This window comes from Legionella donaldsonii (assembly GCF_900452385.1).
In the GTDB taxonomy this organism is placed as follows: Bacteria; Pseudomonadota; Gammaproteobacteria; order Legionellales; family Legionellaceae; genus Tatlockia; species Tatlockia donaldsonii.
Genome location: NZ_UGOA01000001.1, coordinates 2,259,326 through 2,282,614 on the forward strand (window position 1 = coordinate 2,259,326; position 23,289 = coordinate 2,282,614).

The window sequence follows — 23,289 nt, forward strand, 5'->3', positions numbered from 1 at the left end:
GTTTCCTCCCCGTAAACAGGGAGGAAACGATTCATCCTAGTTAAAACTAGGTACCTCTGGTGTTTGGCCTGTAATTTGTTGAACTGGTGGTTTTGTAGTCTGTTGTGTACCCCCACTAAATACTCCCATATTGGTTGCTGTTTTTACACTGCCAGGTGACACGGGAGTCTGCATAGGCAGTTGTTCTACAACAGGTACAACGGGTTTAACCGCCGGTTTTCTATCGTCAAGGATTACCGCACCATCACCATCTACAAGCGTTAAATGCAATTCTTCATTATCTTTGCAGCGTACAGGTTTCAACGCCGTAAACTGTCCCGACAAATCATAGCAACAAGCGTAGGTTGTTTCTGGTCCTGCTTCGAGTTCTGCTTCGAGTTCTGCTTCGACCACAAGGCGGCAGGTAAACAACTCTCTTCCGGCCGCCCATTCCTGCATCTTATCATTCTCCGATAAGGCAGCCACGAAATCCGGACTATCTGTGTTAATAACTGGTGAACCGAATATTTGGGCAACAGTATGTAAAACTGGTGGTTGGCTCGCTCCGTAACTAATAATAAAAAATTTGTTACGTGCAAGAATTAAAGGCGAACCATTTTGCAACGCCTCAATTTTTGATTGCAAGTCTTGCTCTGCGGAGTCTGTATTTTGACCATCAGTAAAGAGCAAAACATTAGTATGCTTTGTTGAACTGGAAAAGGAAGATAATTGGTTTGTTGTGGCAGTAAAGAGATTAGTCCCTCCACTTGCTTTTAAGCCGTTAACCTGCATACGCAAAGTCGCTAGATCTCCTTTGTTATAGGAACCAACATTGTTTATTGTACTATTAAATTGTTTAATATTGATTGTGGCATCGGGGTGAAACGCATACAAAGCCTCAGCAAATTTTATTACGCTCTTTTGCAACTGTTGGAGGCGTGTACCATTTGTCCCATATTTTTCATCCATACTCCCACTAGTATCTAGAACAAACGTATAGGCGGGAGGCTTGGCCGCATAGGGAATAAAAACATGCGGCGTCACCTCTACTTCGTTTTCATTTAACCGTTTTTGCGCATAAAATACTTTTTTCTTTTCAAATTGAGCCGCATCGCATAACAATAAGGGGGCTTCCCCATCAATTAAAACGAGTTCCTCGCGATGATCTTTTAAAAATTCTTTAACATTGAACCTTAAAGTTTCCCCCTCAAGCTTCATGTACTTATAAGTCAAAGAGCCAAACAGAGGCGCATAGGCCATGGAGGGGAGTTGAATGTTCAGGTATTCTTGCTCTGGATCCAGCGCAAAACCAAGTTCTAAAATAGGTAATAAAGCCTGTAATGAGCGTTTGTTCTTTTCAGTCATTTGAACATTCGTACAGGTAGCGGCATTAATTTCCGCGTTGAGTAAATCACTCAGGGTGAACCGTTTAATAGCAGGTTTTGTCTTACCTGTTTCAAGGAGTGTTTGTATCTCTCCGGCAAGATTTTCAGCCTCTTCCTGTGTGGCTGGCTTCAAAATAACCAGTTCATCCTTGCAGCTAACTTCAGCCTTGCCCTCCTCTTTCTTCCCTACCTTAATCCCCATATCTTGGAGTAACGCGATCATGTTTTTTGTGCGCAAAGCATTATTAGCAAGTTTCATATCCTTTCCCTTTTTTAGTTAATAATAAGTACACTTTTGTCGCCGATGATACACAGAAACAAGAAGGAAAAACAGACAAGTTAGAAGCTATTTTTACAGGCTAATAAAAATATTTTCAAAAATTCTATTGGTCTGCTTGTCATGGCGACATTCATTATGGATAGCTTCGAGATTTAAAGAGAGGCAGAATATTTGACCAAGGCCTAAGGTTTTCCTGGGGGCATTTCACAAATCAGTGAAAAATAATTGGATAGATAGATTTCCACTGCGCAGAACTGGCAATAAACTGTCTGCGCAAAGAAAGTGATTGGTATTTACAGGTTAGTTTGCGGCGTTTTCTTGATTACCGTGCGGTAGGCATTCAAGTTCATTAGTAATTCAGCTTCAGCATTGGAAAGATGACAACTACCAATTATCTCTTCTTTATCCCCACCCATTTCTAATATACGCAAAGCATGCTGATAACTACCATCGTTATCACGCTTGTTTTCCAGCGCCTGTAGCTGATTATCCATACTCACAAATTGGCGATTTATTCCAGTAAGCTGTTTAGCGAAAACTAAATCAGCATTCACTAACAAACTATGGTGATGTTGATATTGCTTTACCTCATTGCTTAACGCAGCCAACTGCTGTCTTAGATCAGCAAAGTGCTTGCGATAGTGTAGCATTAAGCCCAAAAAAAGTACGCCAACTATTATTCCAGTACAGAAAATTATCATGGGTTTTCCTTATTATTATCCTTATTAGGTGTTTCCGTTTGGCTATTACCAACCGCATTGTCTTCTTTGCTTTGCGTTTGCTCGTCATCAGCAGCCTCTTTGTCAATCTTATAGCTCATTTCCGGATTGAATAGCCGTGGTACAGTCCTGTCTTTGGCAATAATTAGGCTAACACGCCGGTTCATAGCCCGTCCCTCTTCTGTACCGTTATCGGCTACTGGATACTGCTCGCCAAAACCGGTCACTGTAATACGACTCTGATCCACCCCAAACGTTGTCAAACAACGAGCCACCGAAGCCGCCCTTGCCGAAGATAATTCCCAATTTGAAGGGTATTGCGGTGTATTAATGGGGACATTATCTGTATACCCTTCCAAAGCAATTGGATAAGGGAGTTTGCGGATAACGTCAGCTAATTGCATCAGTTTCACTACGGCAATGGGTCGTAAGTCCGCACTACCGCTGTCAAACAAAGCCCCTGCTTTAATATCCAGCTCAATCCAGCCATCTTGTGGATTCATATGGTAATCAGAATCTTGTAAATCAGACAAGGCTTTGATTAATTCATTAAATTGATCTTTTTCCTGAATAGGGTTCTCTAATGCACTTTTAGCTTCTTTTCGCGAGGCAATTTCGGCCACGGATTGATGTTCCCCTTTTTTGGTAAACGCCGAATGCATGCCCTCAGCTAACGATTTATATTTGGACACATTCACTGAGGAAATAGCGTACATAACGACAAAAAACGCAAAGAGCAAAGTAATGAAATCAGCATAGGATACCATCCAACGGTGGGTGTCTTCATGAGCTACAGCTTTACTTTTTCTTCCGCGCATGCTGATGATGTTGTCCATAATTGTTTAACTTCAAGTTTAGCATATTTGGACTCTCACCGCTTGCCATCGAAACCAGACCCTCAACAATCATTTCATCATGATGTATTTGATTTGCAATACAACTTTTGATTTTATTAGCGATAGGTAAAAACATTAAATTAGCCAAACCGACCCCATAAATAGTTGCTACGAAAGCCACCGCAATACCAGCCCCTAATTCACTAGGTTCGGCTAAATTACGCATCACCTGAATTAAACCAAGTACAGCCCCCAAAATACCAATTGTCGGGCTATAGCCTCCCATACTTTCAAACACATGAGCCGCACGCAAGTCTTGCTCTTCGCAGCGGATCATTTCCGCTTCCAGTACTTGCCTTATTGTTTGTTTGTCTACGCCAATCACTAAAAGCTCGAGACCTTGACGCATTAAGGGGTTTTTCTCCCTTTCCATGTGTTCTTCCAACGAGAGTAAACCAAATTGCCTTGCGCGCCGAGACAAATCGATTAACTGCTCACGACTCCTATCAAAAGGTTGTTGTGGTGGCCGAAAAATCCACGGCAGAATTCTGAATGCATGAATAAACGTTCGGAAAGGTGTCTGGATCATCACAGCCCCCAGAGTGCCGCCAAGGACGATCAGTAAAGCAGGCAAATTCATCAGGGAGTGGATATCGCCCCCTTCAATCATCTGGCCTATGATAATCGCCAAAAACGCTGTAACTAAACCAAGTAAGGTCAACCCGTCCATAATTTGTTTGTCACTCCGATAAGCGAGACCGAATGCGAAGCGTTGCCTGGCTATGAATTTGCGAGACACGGGATTCACTTACCCCCAACACTTCGCCAATTTCTTTTAAATTCAAATCTTGTTCATAATACAAGGACAATACTAAACGCTCATTCTTCGGTAATCCTTCAATAACCTGCGCCAAATGGCTAATCAAATCATCATGTAAGGCATTAATGTGGGGTTCTGTTGAAGCATTCCCTGTCTCAGCTTTTAAGCTATCATCTGTTACACCAATATCATCGAACCCATACAGTTGGCTTCCCGCTGAATCTTTGAGCATCTCATGATATTCATCAAGGCCTAGTTTGAGCTCGGTAGCTATTTCATGATCTTTAGCATCTCGTCCTAAACGATTTTCTACGTTTTTAACTGCCTCGGAAATCATTCGCGCATTACGATACACTGAGCGTGGCACCCAATCATTACGGCGAACTTCATCCAACATATGTCCCCGGATGCGGATCCCCGCATAAGTCTCGAAAGAGGCGCCTTTGGTTGAATCATAATGCCTGACTGCCTCTAGCAGCCCTAACATCCCCGCCTGAATGAGATCATCAAGCTGCACAGAATGCGGTAACCGACCCAGTAAATGGTGTGCTATACGCTTTACCATTAATGCATGTGTTTTAACTAATGTTTCCTGGGTTTGTTGGTTCACCTTGCCGTATGCTGCCAAAGCATCCACGACGTTCTCCTTAGTGTTTCTATCTGAAATCACCCTTTTCAGTGTTCCCCAGCCACTAGACGCTCAAGAAAAAAGCTGGTATTCCCTCCCAGCGATTGCTTCAGTGGCCAATCCTCAACCGTCTCAGCTAATTGTAGCAGTGCTTTTGCCGCATGCGAGTCAGGATAAGCAACAAGCACTGGTTTTTGTTTTTTTACTGCTTCATGGACTCGTTCATCGAAAGGGATAGCCCCTAAATAATCCAGGCGCACATCTAAAAACTGTTCTGCAACACGGTAGAGTTTATTAAATAATTCCCGGCCTTCACGGGTAGAGCGCACCATATTGGCCAGTACATGAAAATGACTCCAGTTATAACGCTTGGACATGACTTTGATGAGCGCATAAGCATCTGTGAGTGACGTAGGTTCATCACAAACTACTACAATGATTTCTTGCGATGAGCGGGCAAAACTTAAGACCGTGTCGGAAATTCCTGCTGCAGTATCAATTATCATATAATCGACATCATCAGTGAGTTCATTAAATGAATCAATGATGCCAGCATGCTCCGCGGGACTTAACTGTGTCATGTACTCTGTACCTGATGCGGCAGGGATAACACGGATTCCGCTCGCATCTTGCAGCATAATGTCACTGAGATGGCAAAGTCCCTGCACCACATGTGATAAATTATATTTGGTGTGCAGCCCCAGCATGATATCAATATTTGCCAAACCTAAATCAGCATCCAATAGAAGGACATTTTTATTTTTCTTGGCTAAAGCGACTGCGAGATTGACAGATACATTACTTTTGCCAACACCTCCCTTCCCTGCTGACACAGCAATGACTTTAACCGGTTTAGAACGGGATAAATTACGAAGTCCTGCTGCCTGATCCAATACCTTTTTAGCCTTCGACATAAATCCCCCTTGCAACATCAGTCTTAAATTCGTTGCTATTGCTCAGATTTACTTTGCGTTCCTGTTCCATAAATTGCTCAAGCAATTGATGACGAGTAGCCACCTTAATGTCTTCAGGTACTCGCTGCCCATTCGTTAAATAACTTATTTCAATGCCTGTTTCTGCGATTGCACTTAATACCCCCCCTAAAACGAATGATTCGTCTAGCTTGGTAATTATGCATTGCTCGATTCGATCGCGCTGATAGCAACTAATCGCTTCATTTAAAACCTGGTAGTGGCTCGTAGCTGGTAAAACCAAGACTGTCGATATTGAATGCAAACGTGAACTCAATAGATTCATTTGAGCCGCCACACGCTCATCGGCTGGATTCATTCCTGCAGTATCAATGAGAATTAATTTTTTATCATTCAGTTGTCTAATAACCCGACTTAAAGAAACATCATCTTGAGCAACGCATACCTGGACACCCAAAATTTTTCCATAAACCATTAATTGCTCATGGGCAGCAATCCGGTAAGTATCCATGGTTACCAACCCCAAGTTTTCAGCACCAAAACGCAAAACAAAACGAGCGGCAATTTTTGCCAGTGTGGTTGTTTTTCCAACACCAGTAGGTCCAACAAAGGCGTAAATTCCACCCTCCTCTATCCGTCGTGAATCACGAATCGGCAAGGCATCTGAAAAATAGCCAAGCAATTGTTGCCAGGCACGCTGTTGATTCAGACTTGGATTAACTTTGCTGACTAGAAGGGAAGCGGTATGTTGACTAACCCCTAACTGCAATAATTTTTGCATGAGTACAGTATGCAAAGGCTGTTCCCCATGCCCGGTATAACCTCGTAATTGTGCTTCTAACATGCCCCGCAAAGTTTGAATTTCCTGCCGCATATCATCGAGAGGCGATGAAATATCTTTTCCTCCTGCTTGACCAGTTGGCTCCAGACTTGCCACCGCAGCGGTTGCCGTGATGACTGATTCATCAAAATCAACGGCAGCAACTATTTCAACCCCACCTTCAACACGACTACTGGATAAGATCACTGCATCAGGACCAAAGGTCGTTTTTATTTGTTGCATTGCACTACGTGTATCCTTGGCAACAAAACGCTTTAATTTCATAAGGCCTCCACCTTATTAGCCTACAGTACCAATAATCCGTATCTGTTTGTTATCAGGTATTTCCTGATACGATAAAACATGTAGATTATTGGAAATATTACGCACAAAACGTGCCAAAACAGTTCGTATTCCAGGTTGTACTACCAGTACAGCCAACTCTTGTTTCGCCTGCTGCTGAGCGGCAAGTTGCATCAAGGATTGTTGTATTTTATCTGCCATTCCCGGTTCGAAACTGACTCCATGACTACTGTTCTGAATAGTATTTTGCAATAACTGTTCCAACTCGGGTTTTAGAGTGATAATTGGCAATTCTTCATTTAAACCGCTAATTTTTTGCGTTATCAGACGCGATAAGGCAACCCTGACTTGACTGATAAGGTAGTCAGGATCTTTGGATTTTGGCGCAGCTTCTGCCAATGTTTCGACAATCGTGCGAATGTCTGATAAAGGAATATGTTCAATCAATAAACCTTGCAAAACTTTAGAGACCGCACCAAGCGATAAAGTATCAGGTACTAATTCTTTTACCAATTTTGGTGACGTAGTTGCTAATTTATCCAATAATTGCTGGGTTTCTTCATAACCCAGTAACTGTTGGCTATTTTGCTCAAGAATTTGACTTAAGTGTGTTGCAACCACCGTGGATGCATCTACAACCGTATAGCCATAGGTAAGTGCCACCTCTTTTTGATTCTCGTTAATCCATACTGCCTCCAAACCAAAGGCTGGATCACGGGTCGGTTGACCATCTAACTCACCAAATACCTGTCCGGGATTAATAGCCAACCACTTTTCACTAAAAATGGCCGCTTCGCCCATAATGACGCCTGCCAAACTAATACGGTAATGATTAGGCTTAAGATCAAGGTTATCGCGTATATGAACGGTTGGAATAAGGAAACCAAGCTCTTGGGATATTTTTTTCCGTACCCCTTTAATTCGCGCTAACAATAAACCACTTTGTGAGCTGTCAACCAAGGGAATAAGACGATACCCTACTTCCAAGCCAATCACATCAACAGGGTTTACATCGTCCCAAGACAATTCCGATGCAAGCGGTTCATTGATTACATTGGCATTACTTTCAACAGCCTTCTCATCCTTTGTTTTTTGTTTGTTTTGTTTAATCAGCAAGAAAGCAATCCCCCCCAAGCCTGCTGCTAACAGTAAAAAAGCAATATGAGGCATACCGGGAATTAAACCAATAAGGCCTATAATGGCAGCAGCAATGATGAGGGAACGAGGATTGCCAAAAACCTGCATCATCACTGCATTGCCCATATTCTGCGCAGTTGATACACGGGTGACCATAATAGCTGCTGCGGTAGATAGAACCAGAGAGGGAACTTGCGCTACCAAACCATCACCGATAGTCAGTAAAATATAATTATGCAAAGCATCCGTGAACCCCATATCATGCTGTAAAACACCAATTATCAAACCACCAATAATATTAATCAGTAAAATTAAAATTCCTGCAATAGCATCCCCGCGTACAAACTTACTGGCACCATCCATGGAACCATAAAAATCAGCTTCCTGCGCTACTTCCATACGACGATTAATGGCTTGCTCCTGAGTAATTAAACCCGCATTAAGATCAGCATCAATCGCCATTTGTTTACCGGGCAATGAATCAAGGGTAAAACGCGCACTTACTTCTGAAACACGTCCAGCACCTTTCGTTACAACCACAAAATTAATGACTACGAGGATAATAAATACCACCAAACCCACCGCATAATTCCCACCAATAACCACTTCACCGAACGATTTGATAACCTGTCCCGCGGCATCTGTGCCTGTATGACCATTGAGTAAAACAATACGCGTCGATGCCACATTTAAGGCCAGCCGCAATAAAGTTGTAATAAGAATTACTGTGGGGAAAACAGCAAAATCGAGCGGCCTTTCACTGTAAATCACCGCTAGTAATACCACTAAAGACAAAGCAATATTAAAAGTAAATAAAATGTCGAGACAAAATGCCGGCAGAGGCAACATCATCATGCTCAACATAATGATGAGCATCAACGGTGTACCCAACCCTTGCTGCATCCATTGACGTATAGTTTGTAAAATCGCATTCATCAAAGACTCTCCTCAGCATTCCGTTTTAGCTCATCAGGAATAAGCAAATCTTGTAAGATAGCCGGCTCTCTTTCATAGCTCCGTTTATCATTAAGTTGAAAAATATAAGCCAGGACTTGTGCTACAGCGACATAAAGGCCCCTGGGAATTTCTGCGTTTAAATCAGTAGAAAAATAAATAGCACGTGCCAGAGGTGGTAGTGTTAATAAAGGTACGTCATTGGCAAGAGCGACTCGGCTAATTTGCAAGGCAATCAAATCCTTCCCTTTTGCTATGACTACCGGAGCCCGATTGCCATTTTGTTTATAACTTAATGCGACTGCATAATGTGAGGGGTTAGTAAGCACTACATCTGCCTTCGGTACATCACTCATCATTCGCCGTTTTGCCATTTCTTGCTGCGTACGCCGAATATGACTCTTCACCTCCGGCTTACCTTCCGTTTCCTTGTACTCATCCTTAAGTTCCTGTTTAGTCATTTTTAATTGCTTGTTGTGTTCATGTAATTGAAAAGGCACATCCACAAGGGCAATAAAAATAAGACTGGCACTAATCATCAGAAAGGAAATGGCTACAATCATTAAGCCATTGCTAACTGCCCCAGCCAAAGGAAAGCCAGCCAGAGCAAGTAAGGCAGGAATCTGCCATCGCAACACCAAAATAGCGACAACAGAGAGCAATAAAAATTTCGCCAATGACTTAACCATTTCCATCAAACCTTTCAGTGACACCATTCGCTTTAAACCTTTTAACAGGCTTAAACGCGATAATTGCGGTTGTAGGGATTCAAGGCTAAAAACCCAACCACCCATTAAAAGCGGCGCACTCAGAGAAAATAGGAGAATGAATAACAGAATGGGTAAAGCAGCCCAAAATCCTGCTGTCACCAAGAAATAAAGCCTTTCCAAAGTTAGATTTGGCGTTGTTAAAATGGAGCTGTTAAAGTCAAAAGATTGACGCATCATCATCATGAATTGGTCAGATAAGTAATGGCCAAAAATAAAAAACCCTCCTCCGGAAAATAATAAAATCAAGGTTGCATTAAAATCTTTTGAACGTGCGACCTGACCTTTTTCCCGTGCTTCCTTTAAGCGTTTAAGCGAGGGCTGTTCAGTTTTTTCCTGTGCTTGTTGTTCGTCTTCAGCCATCAGTGCAATAATCCTATAATAAGCTGCATTCCCTGCTCCAAACTATCGGCAATTTGTGCCGAAACACCTGGCAAACTGATACGGATAATCACTATTCCCATTAGCAACGTAATGGGAAACCCCATAGAAAAAATATTTAATTGCGGTGCTACCCGAGTCATTACACCAAAAGCCAGATTGACAATCAGCAGTGACAAGATAGCTGGTAAGGAAACTAATACAGCCTCTTTAAACATCCATCCAGAAAAAGTCAGCACCGAGCCTATTGCGGACAAACCAACTCCTATTGTACCTACAGGCATTTGCCGAAAGCTGCTTAATAACGCATCTAACACGGCAAGATGGCCATTCAGTGATAAAAACGTCAAACTCATCATCATTAAATAAAGCTGGCTGACTAGAGGCACACTTGCTTTACTTGCCGGATCTACCATGGTGGCAAAACCTAATCCCGCCTGCATGGCAATCACTTGCCCCCCAAGAACAAAGACTTGAAAAACCAATTGCAAAACAAATCCCATTAACAAACCGAGTAACAGCTCATGCACAATAACGGCTACATAGGCACTGTTAAAATGCAAAAAACTAAGGCCTGTTGAAATGGCTGGTGCACATAAAAAAGACAAAGTCATGGCAAAAACAAGTCGGATTCTCATCGGTACAAGCACGGAAGAAATCAACGGCATGGTCATAAACAAACCACTAATACGTAGTAAAGGCCAAATCGCCTGGCTAAACTGACTAATCACCGTTTGATAGTTTAGATTCATGATTAGCCTATCAAATAGGGAATGTTAGTGATCAAATTATCGGTATAGTTCATGATGGTTTTCAATAACCACGGTCCGGCAAAAACCAATACCAAAAAAGTAATAAATAACTTAGGAATAAAGCTTAAACTCATCTCGTTAATTTGAGTCGCCGCCTGGAACATGGCAACCAATAAACCAACAATAAGTCCTGGAACAATCAAGACCGTCAGCATGATAATCATTACATATACACTTTCACTAAAGAGCGATACGACTGTTTCAGGCGTCATTAGCCCCTCCTACGTTATGGCAAAACTGGATGCCAGTGAGCCCAATACGAGTGTCCAACCATCTACCATGACAAACAACATAATTTTGAATGGTAAAGAAATAATCAATGGCGATAACATCATCATTCCCATTGCCATCAACACAGAAGCCACGACCAAATCAATGATTAGAAACGGCAAAAATAAAAGAAACCCAATTTGAAAAGCTGTTTTTAATTCGCTGGTAACAAAGGCAGGAATCAAAACCGTCATAGGTACATCGGTCGGTGAAACATAAGATTGGTTACTGAATTTTTGAAAAAGCGACAAATCATTTTTACGCGTTTGATTCAGCATAAAAAGGCGCAAGGGTTCCTGAGCCTTTGCCATTGCTTGTGGAAACTCTATTTTATCGGCAAGGTAGGGTTTTAAGGCCTGCTCATTAATTTGATTAAAAACGGGCGACATGACAAAAAAGGTCATGAAAAGAGCAATGCCGATCAAGATTTGGTTTGTTGGAGTTTGGGCCATACCAATAGCCTGTCGTAGAATGGACAAAACAATAATAATGCGTGTGAATGCGGTCATTGCCATTAATAAACCTGGCAAGACGCTTAACAATGTCATAAAAATTAGTATTTGTAAGTTAACGCTGTACGTTTGGCCACCGCCCGGTGCTTGAGAAACCGTGACAGCTGGCAAAGAGGTAGTCGCCGCCTGAGCCAGCCAAGGCCCTAAAAACAGTGCCAGAAAACAAGTTAGGAGAAGCGTTTTTTTCATCTTAAGACTTACCCAGCGCTGTTTTGAGAAAAGCAGTGAATGATGCTTTGGATTCCGCTTCAAAACCTGCAGGGAGTTCTTCTCCAAAATCATGCAACGTATTAATACTTCCTGAGGCTACGCCCAACAGTAAAATGCGATTTCCTACCTTCACCAACATAATTTTTTCCCTTGTCCCCAAGTTCATATAAGCAATGATTTTAAATCCACCTGTATTTGCTAATCCTGTCCCATTTAAACGCCGCAATAGCCAGGATAGAAACACAATCACCAGGACTACCAGTAATAATCCACCCATTACACGCATTAATTCACCACTACTAATTGCTGCAGCGTTAGAAGATAAGGCAGCAGCCTCAGCAGTTAAGGGTAATAAATTAGCGAGGAATATAAAAAATGAAATTCTCATCGTAAACGCTTGATTCGTTCTGTTTTACTAACAATATCAGTCAAACGCACACCAAATTTGTCATTGACTACCACTACCTCTCCATGAGCAACCAGCGTACCATTCACTAAAACATCCAAAGGCTCGCCAGCCAGACGGTCTAAAGCAACAATTCCCCCTTGATTAAGTTGTAACAAATTACGTATTGTCATTTTGGTACGTCCAATTTCAACAGTCACTACAACAGGAATATCCAAAACCAACTCCATTTTTTCCGCATCACCATCCTGTGGTGCGACATTTGGTTGTTGGGTATTCGCAGCTACTTCTGTATCCGTTTGATTGCTCATTCAACTCCCCTAATAATTGATTTTATTTATAATTTTTACTGCTCTTTTATCATTGGCACTGCCCTGTGTAGCGGTAAAACTAGGTGTACTTTCAATGTCTAAAGTAACTATCTCTTTCATTTCCAAGGGAATGAACTCTCCTGCCTGCCAACTCATGACTTGGCCAAGGCTAGTATGGGTTTCTGCCATCGATGCACTTACTGTTAACTCAACTTCCATCAACTCCTCTCGTAAAGACATCATCCAGTTTGGATCAATTTCATCATCCGGACGGGCTGCACCAAGTTCTAATTGTTGTTTGATTGGCTCAACCATGGAATAAGGAATAACAAAAGAAAAAGAACCTGACTCTTTACCAAAATCGAGATTGAAACGACTAACTAATAACAACTCATTGGGTTCACCAATATGAACCAATTGCGGGTTAGTCTCATCCCCGACCTTTAATGCATCCAATTTAATAATCGGAGCCCAGGCCTGCTGAATATTACGAACCAATTTGCTAATAATGATTTCCATGACTCGCAGCTCTGTAGCAGTAAAGTCTGTGCGATCTGTTTGCGCAAGAAATTGTGAACTACCACCAAAATAATAATTCACCAGATCATAGACAAAGGTGCTATCAAACAAGATTAGCGCTTTACCACGCAAAGGTTTGAAGCGACGTATGGTCATTAAGGTAGGATTGGGTAAACTACCCATAAATTCTCGATGTTTAACAATAGCTAGCGGCTCTTGCTTAATGTCAAAATCCTTCGCCATCAATTGATAAATATCATTTGTAAAAAATCGGGCAGCTCGGTCATGAATTTTATCAAGAACTGGCAATTCACCACGAACAATTCGTTCTTGATTAGCAAAATTAAGAACTTGCACATGCTCAGTCGGCCGACTCAGGCTCTCATTAGGTTCGTCCTCTGCGTCTTTGATGGCTGCTGGCTCTGCATTAGCGCCGGCAGCTGCCGCGGAATTTTCCTCACTATCTACTGAATTTAACAGTGCATCAATTTCTTCCTGCGATAAAACGTCTTTTTCAGCCATAGCCATCCTGTCTTGAGAGTAACTCTATAAGTCATTAAAACTTATCGCTTTAACTCCTTAAGCAAAGTACGTGCCAGTTAATAAATTTGTTTATTATCAATAAGATATTAAGTTATCTTTCGCTTATTTGGCAGCTAAAAAAAACATAGTCAACTATTTGGCATAATCTCTCTTGGCCGGTGACTCAATATCTGGCACTGGGAAATTTCTTTTATTCCGATTTGTTTTTTTAGGGCTAATCCAATAATTACACTTCTTAAGAAAATGTGCCAAACTTAGCTTTCAATTGCTTTTTAGTGATCAGACATGCTCAGTAAAAACAAACGGCTTTCCAATTTCGGTCACGCTGTACAAACAACATCGGATTGTTTTCGCCCTGATAACGAACAGCAAATTCAATCCCTATTGACTGCCAAGGATAACCTTCTCGCACGCGGTAATGGTTCGAGCTATGGTGATTGTTGTCTTAACAACGACGGAGGCATTGTTGATACAAGGCGGTTGAATCACTTCCTCTCTTTTGATGAATTATCAGGTGAGTTGATCTGCCAGGGTGGGGTCACTTTTGCGGAGCTTTTTTTAGTGCATCCACACTATATTCCTCCTGTCATACCAGGTACTTTGCGTGCTACGGTAGCAGGCGGTATTGCCAATGATGTCCATGGTAAAAACAACCACCATGCGGGTAGTTTTGGCCAGCATTTGAACTGGTTAGATTTGCAATTAGGGAAACAATCTTTACGCTGCAGCCCTGCTGTAAATAGCGATTTATTTTATGCCACCATAGCCGGCCTTGGCTTAACGGGCATTATTACACGTGTTGCCCTGCAAATGCTTAAGAAACCCCCTTTTGTAGCAGTAGAAACTGAAAAATACAGTGAGTTCGAAACCTTACTCCAACGCATGCAACAAAGCGGCTGCCAATACGATTATCAAGTAGCCTGGCTTGATTTACTTAATGAACCACGCGCTGTGTTATCGCTTGCTAACCATACAGAATTGGAAGCCCCAGAGTCACTATCACGTTTTAGTATACCTAAATTACCCTTTCGCCTGGTCAGCCGCCGGGTAATGAAATATTTTAATCGCTATTATTTCAACAGCAAGAAAACAAACCGGCAAATTCTATCCCTGCGCCAATTTAATAACCCACTCGATTCCATTCAACATTGGAACCGTCTCTATGGCAGCCAGGGGCTATTACAGTTTCAAGCAGTATTTGACAGTAACACAGCCCACAGCACCTTCAATCAATTACTCGCAATCATTAATAGCAGTCAGGCAACACCAACCTTGGCCGTGCTGAAATACTTGACACAGGCTGGCAGTGGTTTATTGTCTTTTGTGCAACCAGGGTTTACGCTGGCAATTGATTTTATTAACAATCAAGCAGCACAAGAAGTCATTCGCAATCTGAATGACTTTATAACCAGTATCCAGGGCAAAATTTATTTGGCAAAAGATATGTACTTGACCCAACAACAATTTCAACAACAATACCCCAATTATGGACAATTTAAGAAATTATTAAGCCATTACAAAAGTGGTATGCACTCTGATCTTAGCCATCGTTTGGGAATCACATCATGACCATAAAAACCTGGGTCATCTTAGGCGCGACCTCCATTATCGCTGAAGAATTTGCACACCTTGCTGCTCAAGCCGGTTATACGCTATTACTGGTTGCTCGAAATCAAGCACAGCTGGAGGTTATTAGTGCTGATATACGCTTGCGCTATCACATTCAGTGTGATTTTCTAATTGCCGATTTTGCAAGTGATTTAACACATTTAACAGAAATTTTAAGTCAACATCCAAATGAGTTAGCGCTATTTATCGCCTACAGCCATATTGTAGAAAACAATGCCTTGGATACTCGTACTATAGACTATTTAATTAAAATTAATGTCTTAAGCACGGTTCAATTAATTAATCGTTATTTGGATAAACAACAGGCTACTCATCAGTTGATTTTCTTAAGTTCAGTAGCCGCCTGCCGAGGTCGGGCCAAGAATAGTCTTTATGGTGCCAGCAAAGCTGCTATTGAAATTTATCTGGAAGGTTTACAACAAGCTGCAGAAAACAACATAAAAATTACTATCGCCAGACTAGGCTTCATTGATACAGTGCAAACTTATGGTATGGCAGGCATTTTTTATGCTTCATCGCCTAAAGCTTGCGCTGAAGCCTGTTGGCAAGCCGCAAAAAATGGAAAACACCTGTTTTATCACCCTTTTTTTTGGCGTTATATCATGACCATCATTCGCTGCCTGCCCTCTTTTCTTTATAAGAGAATGTCCTTTTAGCGTTCTCACTTAAATAGCCGTATCGTCGGCAACACATTATGAATAAGCCCGAAAAACTGGAGAATATAAATAATTAGTACAATTAAAACCAAAAGGTTAAGTAAGCTTTTAATTGCACCCGGCATGGGTATAAACACATTAACTACCCATAAAATCACGCCAAACACAATAATGATGGCAAAGAGATTAAGTAAGTCACTCATGAATTTTCCCTATCAATGGCTTCACTCCTTATTTTAGTCTAAAAATAAGCACTTAATAGCAAAATGTTTCTTTTAATGGTGCTCTTGCAGCCCGCTTCACTGCGATGGAGCTACGAGAATTTCCCGAAGTAAATTATACAAGATGCCAAGAAACAGGCCGGCGTGGGGCTCGAGAGGGGAATCCGTTACTAGGAGTTCCATCGGTTCGCCACCAAGAAGGTGTTAATCTAGTCGCTTTTAATGCCTCTGTGCTGTCTAATTCAAGAGAGTATTGCAAAATTACACTATATTCTAAATGTCAGCTCTCGAGAAATTAGAGTATTTCGGGCAAATGACGAATTGTTAGAACCAGCTTTTCTTGTCGTTTAAGTTCTAGACGGCTATATTCAATCATTTTTTACTTGTTTTTTCGCGTAACAGATCTCTAATTTCAATCAATATCGCTTCTTCCTTACCAATTTTTTCTTCAGTTTCTTCCTGCTTTTTTTGCAGGATGTTAATGAATTTAATGGCAACAAAGATAGCACAGGCAATAATTGTAAAATCAATGATGGTCTGTAAAAAGGCACCCCATTTAATTACTGCTGCGCCAATTTTAAAGGTTTTATCAGTAATATTGATGCCACCCATTAAGAGACCGATAACGGGCATGATAATCCCATCGACCAGTGAAGAAACAATTTTACCGAAAGCAGCGCCAATTACGACGGCAACGGCAAGATCCATCACATTACCGCGCATAGCGAATTGTTTAAATTCACTAAGAAAACCCATAATTAGCCTCCTTTAACTGGAGACTGTTTACATTTCGCTAGCTTGAGTGCTTTTGGTTTGATTTTCGAGCATCGCAGCAGAGCATACACGCCAGTATGTGAGCAGCGAAGCGCAGAAAATCAAACCATAAGCGCCAAGATAGTAGAAATGTAAACAGTCTGCAAACCAAGATTGCATGGTTAACATACAATCTTGATCTGCTTTACAATTTACTCGCAGCGACTAAACATTCCTGTGCTACATTCACCGGCATGATTCGTGATTCATCGCGACTATCATCTTCAAGATGGAAAACGCTATGTAATTCACGTACACCCTCATCAAGCATGGCGGTATCAATGAGGACTGAGAGTTTAATTTCTGAAGTCGCAATCAGTTGTATATTGATACCCTTCGAAGCAAGGGTTTTAAACATGATTGATGCGACCTCTGGATGACTCTTAAGACCCGAGCCAACAAGCGACAACTTAGCTAAATTGTTGACACCAACCACATCCCCGGCGCCTAATTCCTTAGCTACTTTATGCAGTTGTTTCAAGGTCGCCTGGTATTCATCACGGTGGACAGTAAACGTAAAATTGGTTTTATTATTAGCCGATAAATGCTGTACGATCATATCGACATTCACACCGATTGCACTAATTTCGGATAAAATACCAGAAGCCATACCTGGCGCATCAGGTACCCCGGATAAAGTAACCTTGGCTTCATTACGGCTAAAAGCAATGCCTGTAACCAGAGGCGCTTCCATACTGTTTTTTTGCTGATAGGTAATTAAGGTTCCAGGTCCTTCCTGTGATGAAGATAGAACACGCAAAGGAATATTATATTTACCGGCAAATTCAACGGCACGAATTTGCAACACTTTTGCCCCTAAGCTGGATAGCTCCAACATTTCCTCAAAGGTAATCTGCTCTAAACGCTTAGCATCAGGTACAATCCTGGGATCAGTTGTATAAACACCATCCACATCAGTATAAATCTGGCATTCATCTGCTTTTAAAGCAGCAGCAATAGCCACTGCCGTGGTATCTGAACCACCACGGCCTAAAGTCGTCACATTGCCATCTTTATCAATACCCTGAAAACCAGCAATAACCACAACGGTACCTTGCTCAAGATCTTTGAGGATCGGCTGGGTATCAATTGCCTGAATACGTGCTTTTTTAAATTGACTACAGGTATGAATTCTTGCCTGTCCGCCCGTATAAGAACGAGCATTAATGCCGCGATTAATTAAAGCCATCGCCATTAAAGCCATAGACACTTGCTCTCCAGTAGCAACAAGTGCGGCATACTCTCTTTCGTTTGGGTATTCACTGATGCTATTCGCTAAATTAATGAGTCTGTCCGTTTCCCCACTCATTGCTGATACAATGACTACCACGCTGTGGCCTGCTTGCTTTGCTTTTGCCACTAAATCCGCTGCATGGTTAATATGTTCTAGCGTAGCAAGCGACGTTCCCCCGAATTTTTGCACTAATAATGCCATTTCAGCGCCCCGTCTTTTTTATGTTAACCCACGTGCTCAACAATCATGGTCTTAATCTGGGCAATTTTTTCTTCCAGATCATCCGGAACACGCCCTCCACCCTGGGCCATATCGTCACGGCCCCCGCCCTTGCCGCATAAATGTTTTACCAGCATAGCGGCGGTTGGCACTCGGCCCAAAATATTCTTGCTCACTCCAGCAACAACGTTTATCTTCTCCTGTTCAATAGCAAACAACACTATCACAGCCTGATCCAAACTGGATTTCAGTTGATCTAAAGTTGTCCTCAACGCTTGACTGTCCATGCCATCCAATTGCTTCACTAATAAGTTAACGTCATTTACGGCCTGAACTTGAGAAAGCAGATCAGTACCTGATTTTGCCGCCAACTTGGCCTGCAAGCGTGTTAATTCTTTTTCCTGCTGTTTTGCATCATGCAAAAATTGTGACAATTTATCAGAGACATTGGCCGGGGTTGTTTTAAGTTTTTGCGCAACGCCATCCAAAATACCCAATTGCTCGTTAATCCAAGCCTGAGCGTAAGCACCCGTTACCATTTCTATGCGTCTTACACCACTTGCCACACCGTATTCAGCGGTGATTTTGAACAAGCCAATATCACCTGTTCTTGCCGCATGGGTGCCGCCGCATAACTCTTTGGAGAAATCCCCTAAAGAAAGTACCCGTACAGCATCACTGTATTTTTCCCCAAATAACGCCACAGCCCCACTGCGCTTTGCCTCATCAAGCGACATGATCTGAGTCTCTACTTCATCGTTGGCACGTATCCTACCATTCACCAAATTTTCCAATTGGCGTAACTGTTCGGAGGTTAGTGCTTCAAAATGCGAGAAATCAAAACGTGCCCGTTCAGCATCAACTAATGAACCTTTCTGTTGAACATGAGGACCAACAATCGCTTTTAAGGCTGCATGTAATAAATGAGTTGCCGTATGATTTAAGCGGATTGCATTCCGTCTCGCAGAGTCGACCTTCGCATTAATGGTTTGCCCAATAGACAGTTCCCCCTGCAACAATTGGCCGTAATGGACAATTGCTTGCCCCACTCGCTGGGTATCTTCTACCTGGAAAACAAGGTTCTCGCCCTGAAGTTGACCACGATCACCAACCTGACCACCGCTTTCGGCATAAAAAGGCGTGTTTTCAAGAACCACGGCTGCTTTACGGCCCGCCGTTAATTTATCTACTTTAACGCTATCGCAAAGTATAGCGGTGACTGTAGATTGCATACTGTCTTTTTCGTAGCCATGAAAGACTGATGCTTCATCCAATTGGCTTGAAACTGAGTAATCCGTAGTAAACTGACTTGCTGATTGCGACAACTCGCGTTGTTGTTGCATGGCCTGATTAAAACCAGCCATATCAATGGAAAGCCCTGATTCGCGGGCAATATCCGCTGTTAAATCGACGGGGAAACCATAAGTATCGTACAGTCTAAAAGCCATTTCACCCGGAATTGCTTTTCCTTCCAGCGTTTGAATTTTCTCCTGCAGCAAACGTAAACCTTGCTCAAGTGTACGAGCAAATTGGTTTTCTTCCTGCGCTAAAATACGTTCTATCTGTTTTTGGTTATTTACTAACTCAGGATAAGCCTCGCCCATGACGGTAATAAGAGCCGGAACCAATTTAGAGAAAAAAGGTGTAGGTAAATCCAGCTTATTGCCGTGGCGAATTGCACGGCGAATAATACGGCGTAAAACATAACCTCGACCTTCATTCCCGGGCATTACACCATCAGCAATCAAGAATGAACAGGCACGAATATGATCGGCAATCACTTTTAATGAAGGATGCTCCGGATTAATCGTAGGTGGGGCCAGCTTGCAGATCGCATGAATTAAATACTGGAAACTATCGATATCATAATTACTATGTACACCCTGGACCACTGCCGCGATACGTTCAAGTCCCATACCAGTATCCACAGAAGGCTTAGGCAAAGGATGAAGATGGCCTTCTTTATCGCGATTAAACTGCATGAAAACCAAATTCCAGATTTCGATGTAACGATCACCCTCTGCTTCAGGCGTTCCCGGAGGGCCGCCGGCAATCTCAGGACCATGATCATAAAAAATTTCTGTACAAGGGCCGCAGGGCCCAGTATCACCCATAGACCAAAAATTATCTTTTTCACCACAACGAGAAAAACGCTCAGCAGAAACCCCGATTTCCTTCAACCAGATATCGGCTGCTTCATCATCATCTTCATAGACAGTAACCCATAATCGTTCACTCGGTAACTTCAATACCTTGGTCAGAAACTCCCAGGCAAATTGAATCGCTTCACGCTTGAAGTAATCGCCAAAACTAAAATTACCCAGCATTTCAAAGAAAGTATGATGTCGTGCCGTATAACCAACATTTTCCAGATCATTATGCTTACCACCAGCACGTACGCATCGTTGAGAACTGGCCGCGCGGCTGTAAGAACGTTTTTCCAATCCCAGGAAGGTGTCTTTAAACTGCACCATCCCCGCATTTGTAAATAACAAAGTTGGATCGTTTCCAGGCACAAGTGGACTCGACTCAACAATCTGATGGCCTCGTGCAGCAAAATAATCTAAAAATGCTTGTCTGATTTCTGAACTTTTCATGCTCTTAGAATCTACTGGTTATTATTACAATATAATATCTGGAGCTGGCTTGGACAAACCAAACCCCTCTCCTCACCTATTCACTTACCTTTCCCAGGATCTGTTGACACTTCGCTAGCTTGAGTGTTTGTACCTTGATTTTCGAGCATTGCAGCAGAACATACAGGATAGTATGTGAGCAACGGAGCACAGAAAATCAAGGCATAAGCGCCAAGATAGTAGAAATATTAATAGTTCCTAAATTTCTTTCATAACTCTAGCGATAACATCGGTGGGAAATCCACGGTACAATAAAAAACGCTGCCGTTTTTGTAACTCGGCAAAAGAAACCTGATCCTGTTTTTTATATTTCTTATGCCATACAGCTAAGGCGTGATCCAGCCAATGATCTGCTTCCCGTGCCAAAATTTCATCAATCAATTCGGACTCAATGTGCTTAGCTTGCAACTCCTGATGAATTTTAAGAGGACCACAGCCTTGACGGATACGAACATGACATACAGCCTCAACAAAACGACGATCACTCTGAAAACCAAGACGTTGACATTCGGCAATTGCTTCATTACTTTCCTGCCGATTATAACCTTTTTGTGCCAATTTATCTGCCAATTCGCATGCACCATGCTCGCGCCTGGCAAGCAGGCGCATTGCACAGTCCAGGGCTTTAGTCATCTATAGACCCACTAACTTCTTCAAATTCTTCTACAGGCAGCTTTTTAGTCAACAATTCTGCTCTGATTTGTTGCTCCAAGGTCGCAGCAATTTGTGGATTCTCTTTCAAGTACAAGCGAACATTGTCTTTACCCTGACCAATTTTTTCGCCTTTATAACTGTACCAAGCCCCTGATTTTTCAATGAGCCCTAACTGGGCGCCAAGATTGATGATTTCACTCTCGCGAGAAATTCCTTCATTATAGAGAATATCAAAATCAGTTGTTTTGAAAGGCGGTGCCACTTTATTTTTAACGACTTTCACTCGCGTTTCGCTACCTAAAACTTCTTCACCTTTCTTAATTGAACCTACGCGTCGGATATCTAAACGCACAGAAGCATAGAATTTCAATGCATTTCCACCTGTGGTCGTTTCAGGATTACCGAACATAACACCAATTTTCATACGAATCTGGTTAATAAAGATCACCAAGGTATTGGAGCGTTTAATATTTGCAGTCAATTTACGCAAGGCCTGCGACATCAATCTAGCCTGCAAACCAACATGGGTATCACCCATTTCCCCTTCAATTTCGGCTTTAGGAGTCAATGCGGCGACAGAGTCGACAATAATAACATCCACTGCAGCAGAACGAACCAGCATATCCGTGATTTCTAAAGCCTGCTCACCGGTATCTGGTTGTGAAACCAGTAGCTCATCAACATTAACACCCAGTTTGGCCGCATAGCTTGGATCCAGCGCATGTTCAGCATCAACGAAAGCAGCAGTACCCCCTTTTTTCTGGCACTCGGCAATAACTTGCAGAGTCAATGTCGTTTTACCTGAGGATTCGGGACCATAAATTTCAACAACTCGCCCTTTGGGTAAACCACCTATACCTAAAGCAATATCCAACCCTAATGAACCCGTTGAAATGGCTTCAATATCACGCACAGCATTATTATCGCCCATACGCATTACTGAACCCTTTCCAAATTGACGTTCAATCTGAGCAAGAGCGGCACTTAATGCTTTTTGTTTATTGTCTTCCATAGGTCACCCACCGTAGTAGTATGCAAAGCGCAAATTATCACACAGATATGGGTCCGCAGCAAACTTAGAATTAGCCTAAATTGAAGCGTGAGTGATACCCTCTCTTAAGGGTCTAAGGCCGATCTTATCATGAGGGGTGAGAAGTTATTTTGTTGTTTGATTTAACAAAGAAATTGCACCTTGTAATGCGCGTTGACAGGCAAGATGGCGTATTTGTTGCCGAGATGCATTTTGAAAATAGCAACGTCTACTTTGTACCGGAAAATTTGTCATAGCCCAGGCAAAACACACCGTTCCTACCGGTTTTTCCGGACTACCCCCGTCAGGGCCAGCAACGCCAGTTACTGATAAGGTGATATCGGCACGACTACGTGATAAAGCCCCCCAGGCCATCGCTTCAGCAACAGGCAGACTCACAGCGCCATTGAACTGGATTAAGGATTCTTTAACACCTAACATATCCTGTTTGGCCTGATTGCTATAAGTAACAAACCCTCGATCAAACCAAACCGAGCTTCCCGGCAACTCCGTAAGTAAACCGGCAAGTAAACCACCGGTACAGGATTCAGCCGTGGCAATTCTTAAACTCCTTTCCCGTAATATATCGGTCAAATTAATCAGTAGATGCTCTAAGCTATCCATTTGGGATCTCGATTTTCTTTAAAAAAAAACCCCACAAGTCACAGCGGGG

Annotated in this window: 24 protein-coding genes; 2 read left to right on the forward strand and 22 right to left on the reverse strand. The window is 42.3% G+C overall.

Annotated elements, in window-relative coordinates; genetic code table 11:
* Positions 1-36: 36 nt before the first annotated feature.
* The 15 genes from DYC89_RS10225 to fliM form a co-directional block, all read right to left on the reverse strand.
* Positions 37-1,623, reverse strand: coding sequence for a VWA domain-containing protein (locus tag DYC89_RS10225; RefSeq protein ID WP_115221690.1), 1,587 nt, complete (start codon positions 1,621-1,623; stop codon positions 37-39).
* 314 nt (positions 1,624-1,937) lie between these two features.
* On the reverse strand, positions 1,938-2,345 hold the full coding sequence (locus tag DYC89_RS10230) for a DUF2802 domain-containing protein (protein ID WP_115221691.1): 408 nt from the start codon (positions 2,343-2,345) through the stop codon (positions 1,938-1,940).
* Positions 2,342-3,199 carry an OmpA family protein gene (locus tag DYC89_RS10235; protein ID WP_245953979.1) on the reverse strand — a complete coding sequence of 286 codons (858 nt, stop codon included), beginning with the start codon at positions 3,197-3,199 and terminating at the stop codon, positions 2,342-2,344. The genes DYC89_RS10230 and DYC89_RS10235 overlap by 4 nt, the downstream gene beginning before the upstream one ends.
* Positions 3,162-3,929, reverse strand: a complete 768-nt coding sequence (locus DYC89_RS10240; RefSeq protein WP_115221693.1) for a flagellar motor protein — start codon at positions 3,927-3,929, stop codon at positions 3,162-3,164. Before DYC89_RS10240 ends, DYC89_RS10235 begins: the two co-directional genes overlap by 38 nt.
* A 10-nt stretch (positions 3,930-3,939) precedes the next feature.
* Positions 3,940-4,656 carry an RNA polymerase sigma factor FliA gene (locus tag DYC89_RS10245; RefSeq protein WP_115221694.1) on the reverse strand — a complete coding sequence of 239 codons (717 nt, stop codon included), beginning with the start codon at positions 4,654-4,656 and terminating at the stop codon, positions 3,940-3,942.
* 38 nt (positions 4,657-4,694) lie between these two features.
* Complete coding sequence (locus tag DYC89_RS10250; protein WP_115221695.1) at positions 4,695-5,561, reverse strand: MinD/ParA family protein; 867 nt, start codon at positions 5,559-5,561, stop codon at positions 4,695-4,697.
* Positions 5,548-6,684, reverse strand: a complete 1,137-nt coding sequence (gene flhF / locus DYC89_RS10255; protein WP_115221696.1) for a flagellar biosynthesis protein FlhF — start codon at positions 6,682-6,684, stop codon at positions 5,548-5,550. Before flhF ends, DYC89_RS10250 begins: the two co-directional genes overlap by 14 nt.
* 15 nt (positions 6,685-6,699) lie before the next feature.
* Positions 6,700-8,775 carry a flagellar biosynthesis protein FlhA gene (gene flhA, locus DYC89_RS10260; RefSeq protein ID WP_115221697.1) on the reverse strand — a complete coding sequence of 692 codons (2,076 nt, stop codon included), beginning with the start codon at positions 8,773-8,775 and terminating at the stop codon, positions 6,700-6,702.
* Positions 8,775-9,923: a flagellar biosynthesis protein FlhB gene (gene flhB, locus DYC89_RS10265; RefSeq protein WP_115221698.1), complete on the reverse strand. Its 1,149-nt coding sequence runs from the start codon at positions 9,921-9,923 to the stop codon at positions 8,775-8,777. Before flhB ends, flhA begins: the two co-directional genes overlap by 1 nt.
* Positions 9,923-10,693, reverse strand: coding sequence for a flagellar biosynthetic protein FliR (gene fliR / locus DYC89_RS10270; protein WP_115221699.1), 771 nt, complete (start codon positions 10,691-10,693; stop codon positions 9,923-9,925). Before fliR ends, flhB begins: the two co-directional genes overlap by 1 nt.
* 2 nt (positions 10,694-10,695) lie before the next feature.
* Positions 10,696-10,965 (reverse strand): flagellar biosynthesis protein FliQ, encoded by a 270-nt coding sequence (gene fliQ / locus DYC89_RS10275; RefSeq protein ID WP_115221700.1) that lies wholly within the window; start codon positions 10,963-10,965, stop codon positions 10,696-10,698.
* 9 nt (positions 10,966-10,974) lie between these two features.
* Positions 10,975-11,724, reverse strand: coding sequence for a flagellar type III secretion system pore protein FliP (gene fliP, locus DYC89_RS10280; RefSeq protein ID WP_115221701.1), 750 nt, complete (start codon positions 11,722-11,724; stop codon positions 10,975-10,977).
* Between the two features lies 1 nt (position 11,725).
* Positions 11,726-12,133, reverse strand: a complete 408-nt coding sequence (gene fliO / locus DYC89_RS10285) for a flagellar biosynthetic protein FliO (protein WP_115221702.1) — start codon at positions 12,131-12,133, stop codon at positions 11,726-11,728.
* Complete coding sequence (gene fliN / locus DYC89_RS10290) at positions 12,130-12,462, reverse strand: flagellar motor switch protein FliN (protein WP_115221703.1); 333 nt, start codon at positions 12,460-12,462, stop codon at positions 12,130-12,132. The genes fliO and fliN overlap by 4 nt, the downstream gene beginning before the upstream one ends.
* Before the next feature lie 9 nt (positions 12,463-12,471).
* Positions 12,472-13,503, reverse strand: coding sequence for a flagellar motor switch protein FliM (gene fliM / locus DYC89_RS10295; protein ID WP_115221704.1), 1,032 nt, complete (start codon positions 13,501-13,503; stop codon positions 12,472-12,474).
* Between the two features lie 306 nt (positions 13,504-13,809).
* Here fliM and DYC89_RS10300 point away from each other — a divergent pair, with 306 nt between their 5' ends.
* Complete coding sequence (locus DYC89_RS10300) at positions 13,810-15,093, forward strand: FAD-binding oxidoreductase (RefSeq protein ID WP_115221705.1); 1,284 nt, start codon at positions 13,810-13,812, stop codon at positions 15,091-15,093.
* Entirely contained in the window at positions 15,090-15,809 is a 720-nt protein-coding gene (locus DYC89_RS10305) for an SDR family NAD(P)-dependent oxidoreductase (protein WP_115221706.1), read from the forward strand. The genes DYC89_RS10300 and DYC89_RS10305 overlap by 4 nt, the downstream gene beginning before the upstream one ends.
* A 5-nt stretch (positions 15,810-15,814) precedes the next feature.
* On the opposite strand, the gene DYC89_RS10310 is transcribed toward DYC89_RS10305, so the two are convergent.
* The 7 genes from DYC89_RS10310 to DYC89_RS10340 all read right to left on the reverse strand — a co-directional run bounded on the left by DYC89_RS10310 (position 15,815) and on the right by DYC89_RS10340 (position 23,240).
* Positions 15,815-16,012, reverse strand: a complete 198-nt coding sequence (locus tag DYC89_RS10310) for a Thivi_2564 family membrane protein (protein WP_115221707.1) — start codon at positions 16,010-16,012, stop codon at positions 15,815-15,817.
* Between the two features lie 390 nt (positions 16,013-16,402).
* Positions 16,403-16,786 (reverse strand): large-conductance mechanosensitive channel protein MscL, encoded by a 384-nt coding sequence (mscL, locus tag DYC89_RS10315; protein ID WP_115221708.1) that lies wholly within the window; start codon positions 16,784-16,786, stop codon positions 16,403-16,405.
* 202 nt (positions 16,787-16,988) lie between these two features.
* Positions 16,989-18,278 (reverse strand): aspartate kinase, encoded by a 1,290-nt coding sequence (locus DYC89_RS10320; protein WP_115221709.1) that lies wholly within the window; start codon positions 18,276-18,278, stop codon positions 16,989-16,991.
* A gap of 23 nt (positions 18,279-18,301) precedes the next feature.
* Complete coding sequence (alaS, locus tag DYC89_RS10325) at positions 18,302-20,893, reverse strand: alanine--tRNA ligase (protein ID WP_115221710.1); 2,592 nt, start codon at positions 20,891-20,893, stop codon at positions 18,302-18,304.
* A 237-nt stretch (positions 20,894-21,130) separates the two neighbouring features.
* On the reverse strand, positions 21,131-21,565 hold the full coding sequence (gene recX, locus DYC89_RS10330; RefSeq protein ID WP_115221711.1) for a recombination regulator RecX: 435 nt from the start codon (positions 21,563-21,565) through the stop codon (positions 21,131-21,133).
* Complete coding sequence (gene recA / locus DYC89_RS10335; RefSeq protein WP_115221712.1) at positions 21,558-22,598, reverse strand: recombinase RecA; 1,041 nt, start codon at positions 22,596-22,598, stop codon at positions 21,558-21,560. Before recA ends, recX begins: the two co-directional genes overlap by 8 nt.
* 144 nt (positions 22,599-22,742) lie before the next feature.
* Positions 22,743-23,240 (reverse strand): CinA family protein, encoded by a 498-nt coding sequence (locus DYC89_RS10340; protein WP_115221713.1) that lies wholly within the window; start codon positions 23,238-23,240, stop codon positions 22,743-22,745.
* Positions 23,241-23,289 lie beyond the last annotated feature (49 nt).

Coding starts and splice junctions, on each gene's coding strand:
- DYC89_RS10225 (WP_115221690.1), bottom strand. CDS start 1,623: ATGAAACTTGCTAATAATGCTTTGCGCACAAAAAACATGATCGCGTTA.
- DYC89_RS10230 (WP_115221691.1), bottom strand. CDS start 2,345: ATGATAATTTTCTGTACTGGAATAATAGTTGGCGTACTTTTTTTGGGC.
- DYC89_RS10235 (WP_245953979.1), bottom strand. CDS start 3,199: ATGGACAACATCATCAGCATGCGCGGAAGAAAAAGTAAAGCTGTAGCT.
- DYC89_RS10240 (WP_115221693.1), bottom strand. CDS start 3,929: ATGGACGGGTTGACCTTACTTGGTTTAGTTACAGCGTTTTTGGCGATT.
- DYC89_RS10250 (WP_115221695.1), bottom strand. CDS start 5,561: ATGTCGAAGGCTAAAAAGGTATTGGATCAGGCAGCAGGACTTCGTAAT.
- flhF (WP_115221696.1), bottom strand. CDS start 6,684: ATGAAATTAAAGCGTTTTGTTGCCAAGGATACACGTAGTGCAATGCAA.
- flhA (WP_115221697.1), bottom strand. CDS start 8,775: ATGAATGCGATTTTACAAACTATACGTCAATGGATGCAGCAAGGGTTG.
- flhB (WP_115221698.1), bottom strand. CDS start 9,923: ATGGCTGAAGACGAACAACAAGCACAGGAAAAAACTGAACAGCCCTCG.
- fliR (WP_115221699.1), bottom strand. CDS start 10,693: ATGAATCTAAACTATCAAACGGTGATTAGTCAGTTTAGCCAGGCGATT.
- fliQ (WP_115221700.1), bottom strand. CDS start 10,965: ATGACGCCTGAAACAGTCGTATCGCTCTTTAGTGAAAGTGTATATGTA.
- fliP (WP_115221701.1), bottom strand. CDS start 11,724: ATGAAAAAAACGCTTCTCCTAACTTGTTTTCTGGCACTGTTTTTAGGG.
- fliO (WP_115221702.1), bottom strand. CDS start 12,133: ATGAGAATTTCATTTTTTATATTCCTCGCTAATTTATTACCCTTAACT.
- fliN (WP_115221703.1), bottom strand. CDS start 12,462: ATGAGCAATCAAACGGATACAGAAGTAGCTGCGAATACCCAACAACCA.
- fliM (WP_115221704.1), bottom strand. CDS start 13,503: ATGGCTGAAAAAGACGTTTTATCGCAGGAAGAAATTGATGCACTGTTA.
- DYC89_RS10300 (WP_115221705.1), top strand. CDS start 13,810: ATGCTCAGTAAAAACAAACGGCTTTCCAATTTCGGTCACGCTGTACAA.
- DYC89_RS10305 (WP_115221706.1), top strand. CDS start 15,090: ATGACCATAAAAACCTGGGTCATCTTAGGCGCGACCTCCATTATCGCT.
- DYC89_RS10310 (WP_115221707.1), bottom strand. CDS start 16,012: ATGAGTGACTTACTTAATCTCTTTGCCATCATTATTGTGTTTGGCGTG.
- mscL (WP_115221708.1), bottom strand. CDS start 16,786: ATGGGTTTTCTTAGTGAATTTAAACAATTCGCTATGCGCGGTAATGTG.
- DYC89_RS10320 (WP_115221709.1), bottom strand. CDS start 18,278: ATGGCATTATTAGTGCAAAAATTCGGGGGAACGTCGCTTGCTACGCTA.
- alaS (WP_115221710.1), bottom strand. CDS start 20,893: ATGAAAAGTTCAGAAATCAGACAAGCATTTTTAGATTATTTTGCTGCA.
- recX (WP_115221711.1), bottom strand. CDS start 21,565: ATGACTAAAGCCCTGGACTGTGCAATGCGCCTGCTTGCCAGGCGCGAG.
- recA (WP_115221712.1), bottom strand. CDS start 22,598: ATGGAAGACAATAAACAAAAAGCATTAAGTGCCGCTCTTGCTCAGATT.
- DYC89_RS10340 (WP_115221713.1), bottom strand. CDS start 23,240: ATGGATAGCTTAGAGCATCTACTGATTAATTTGACCGATATATTACGG.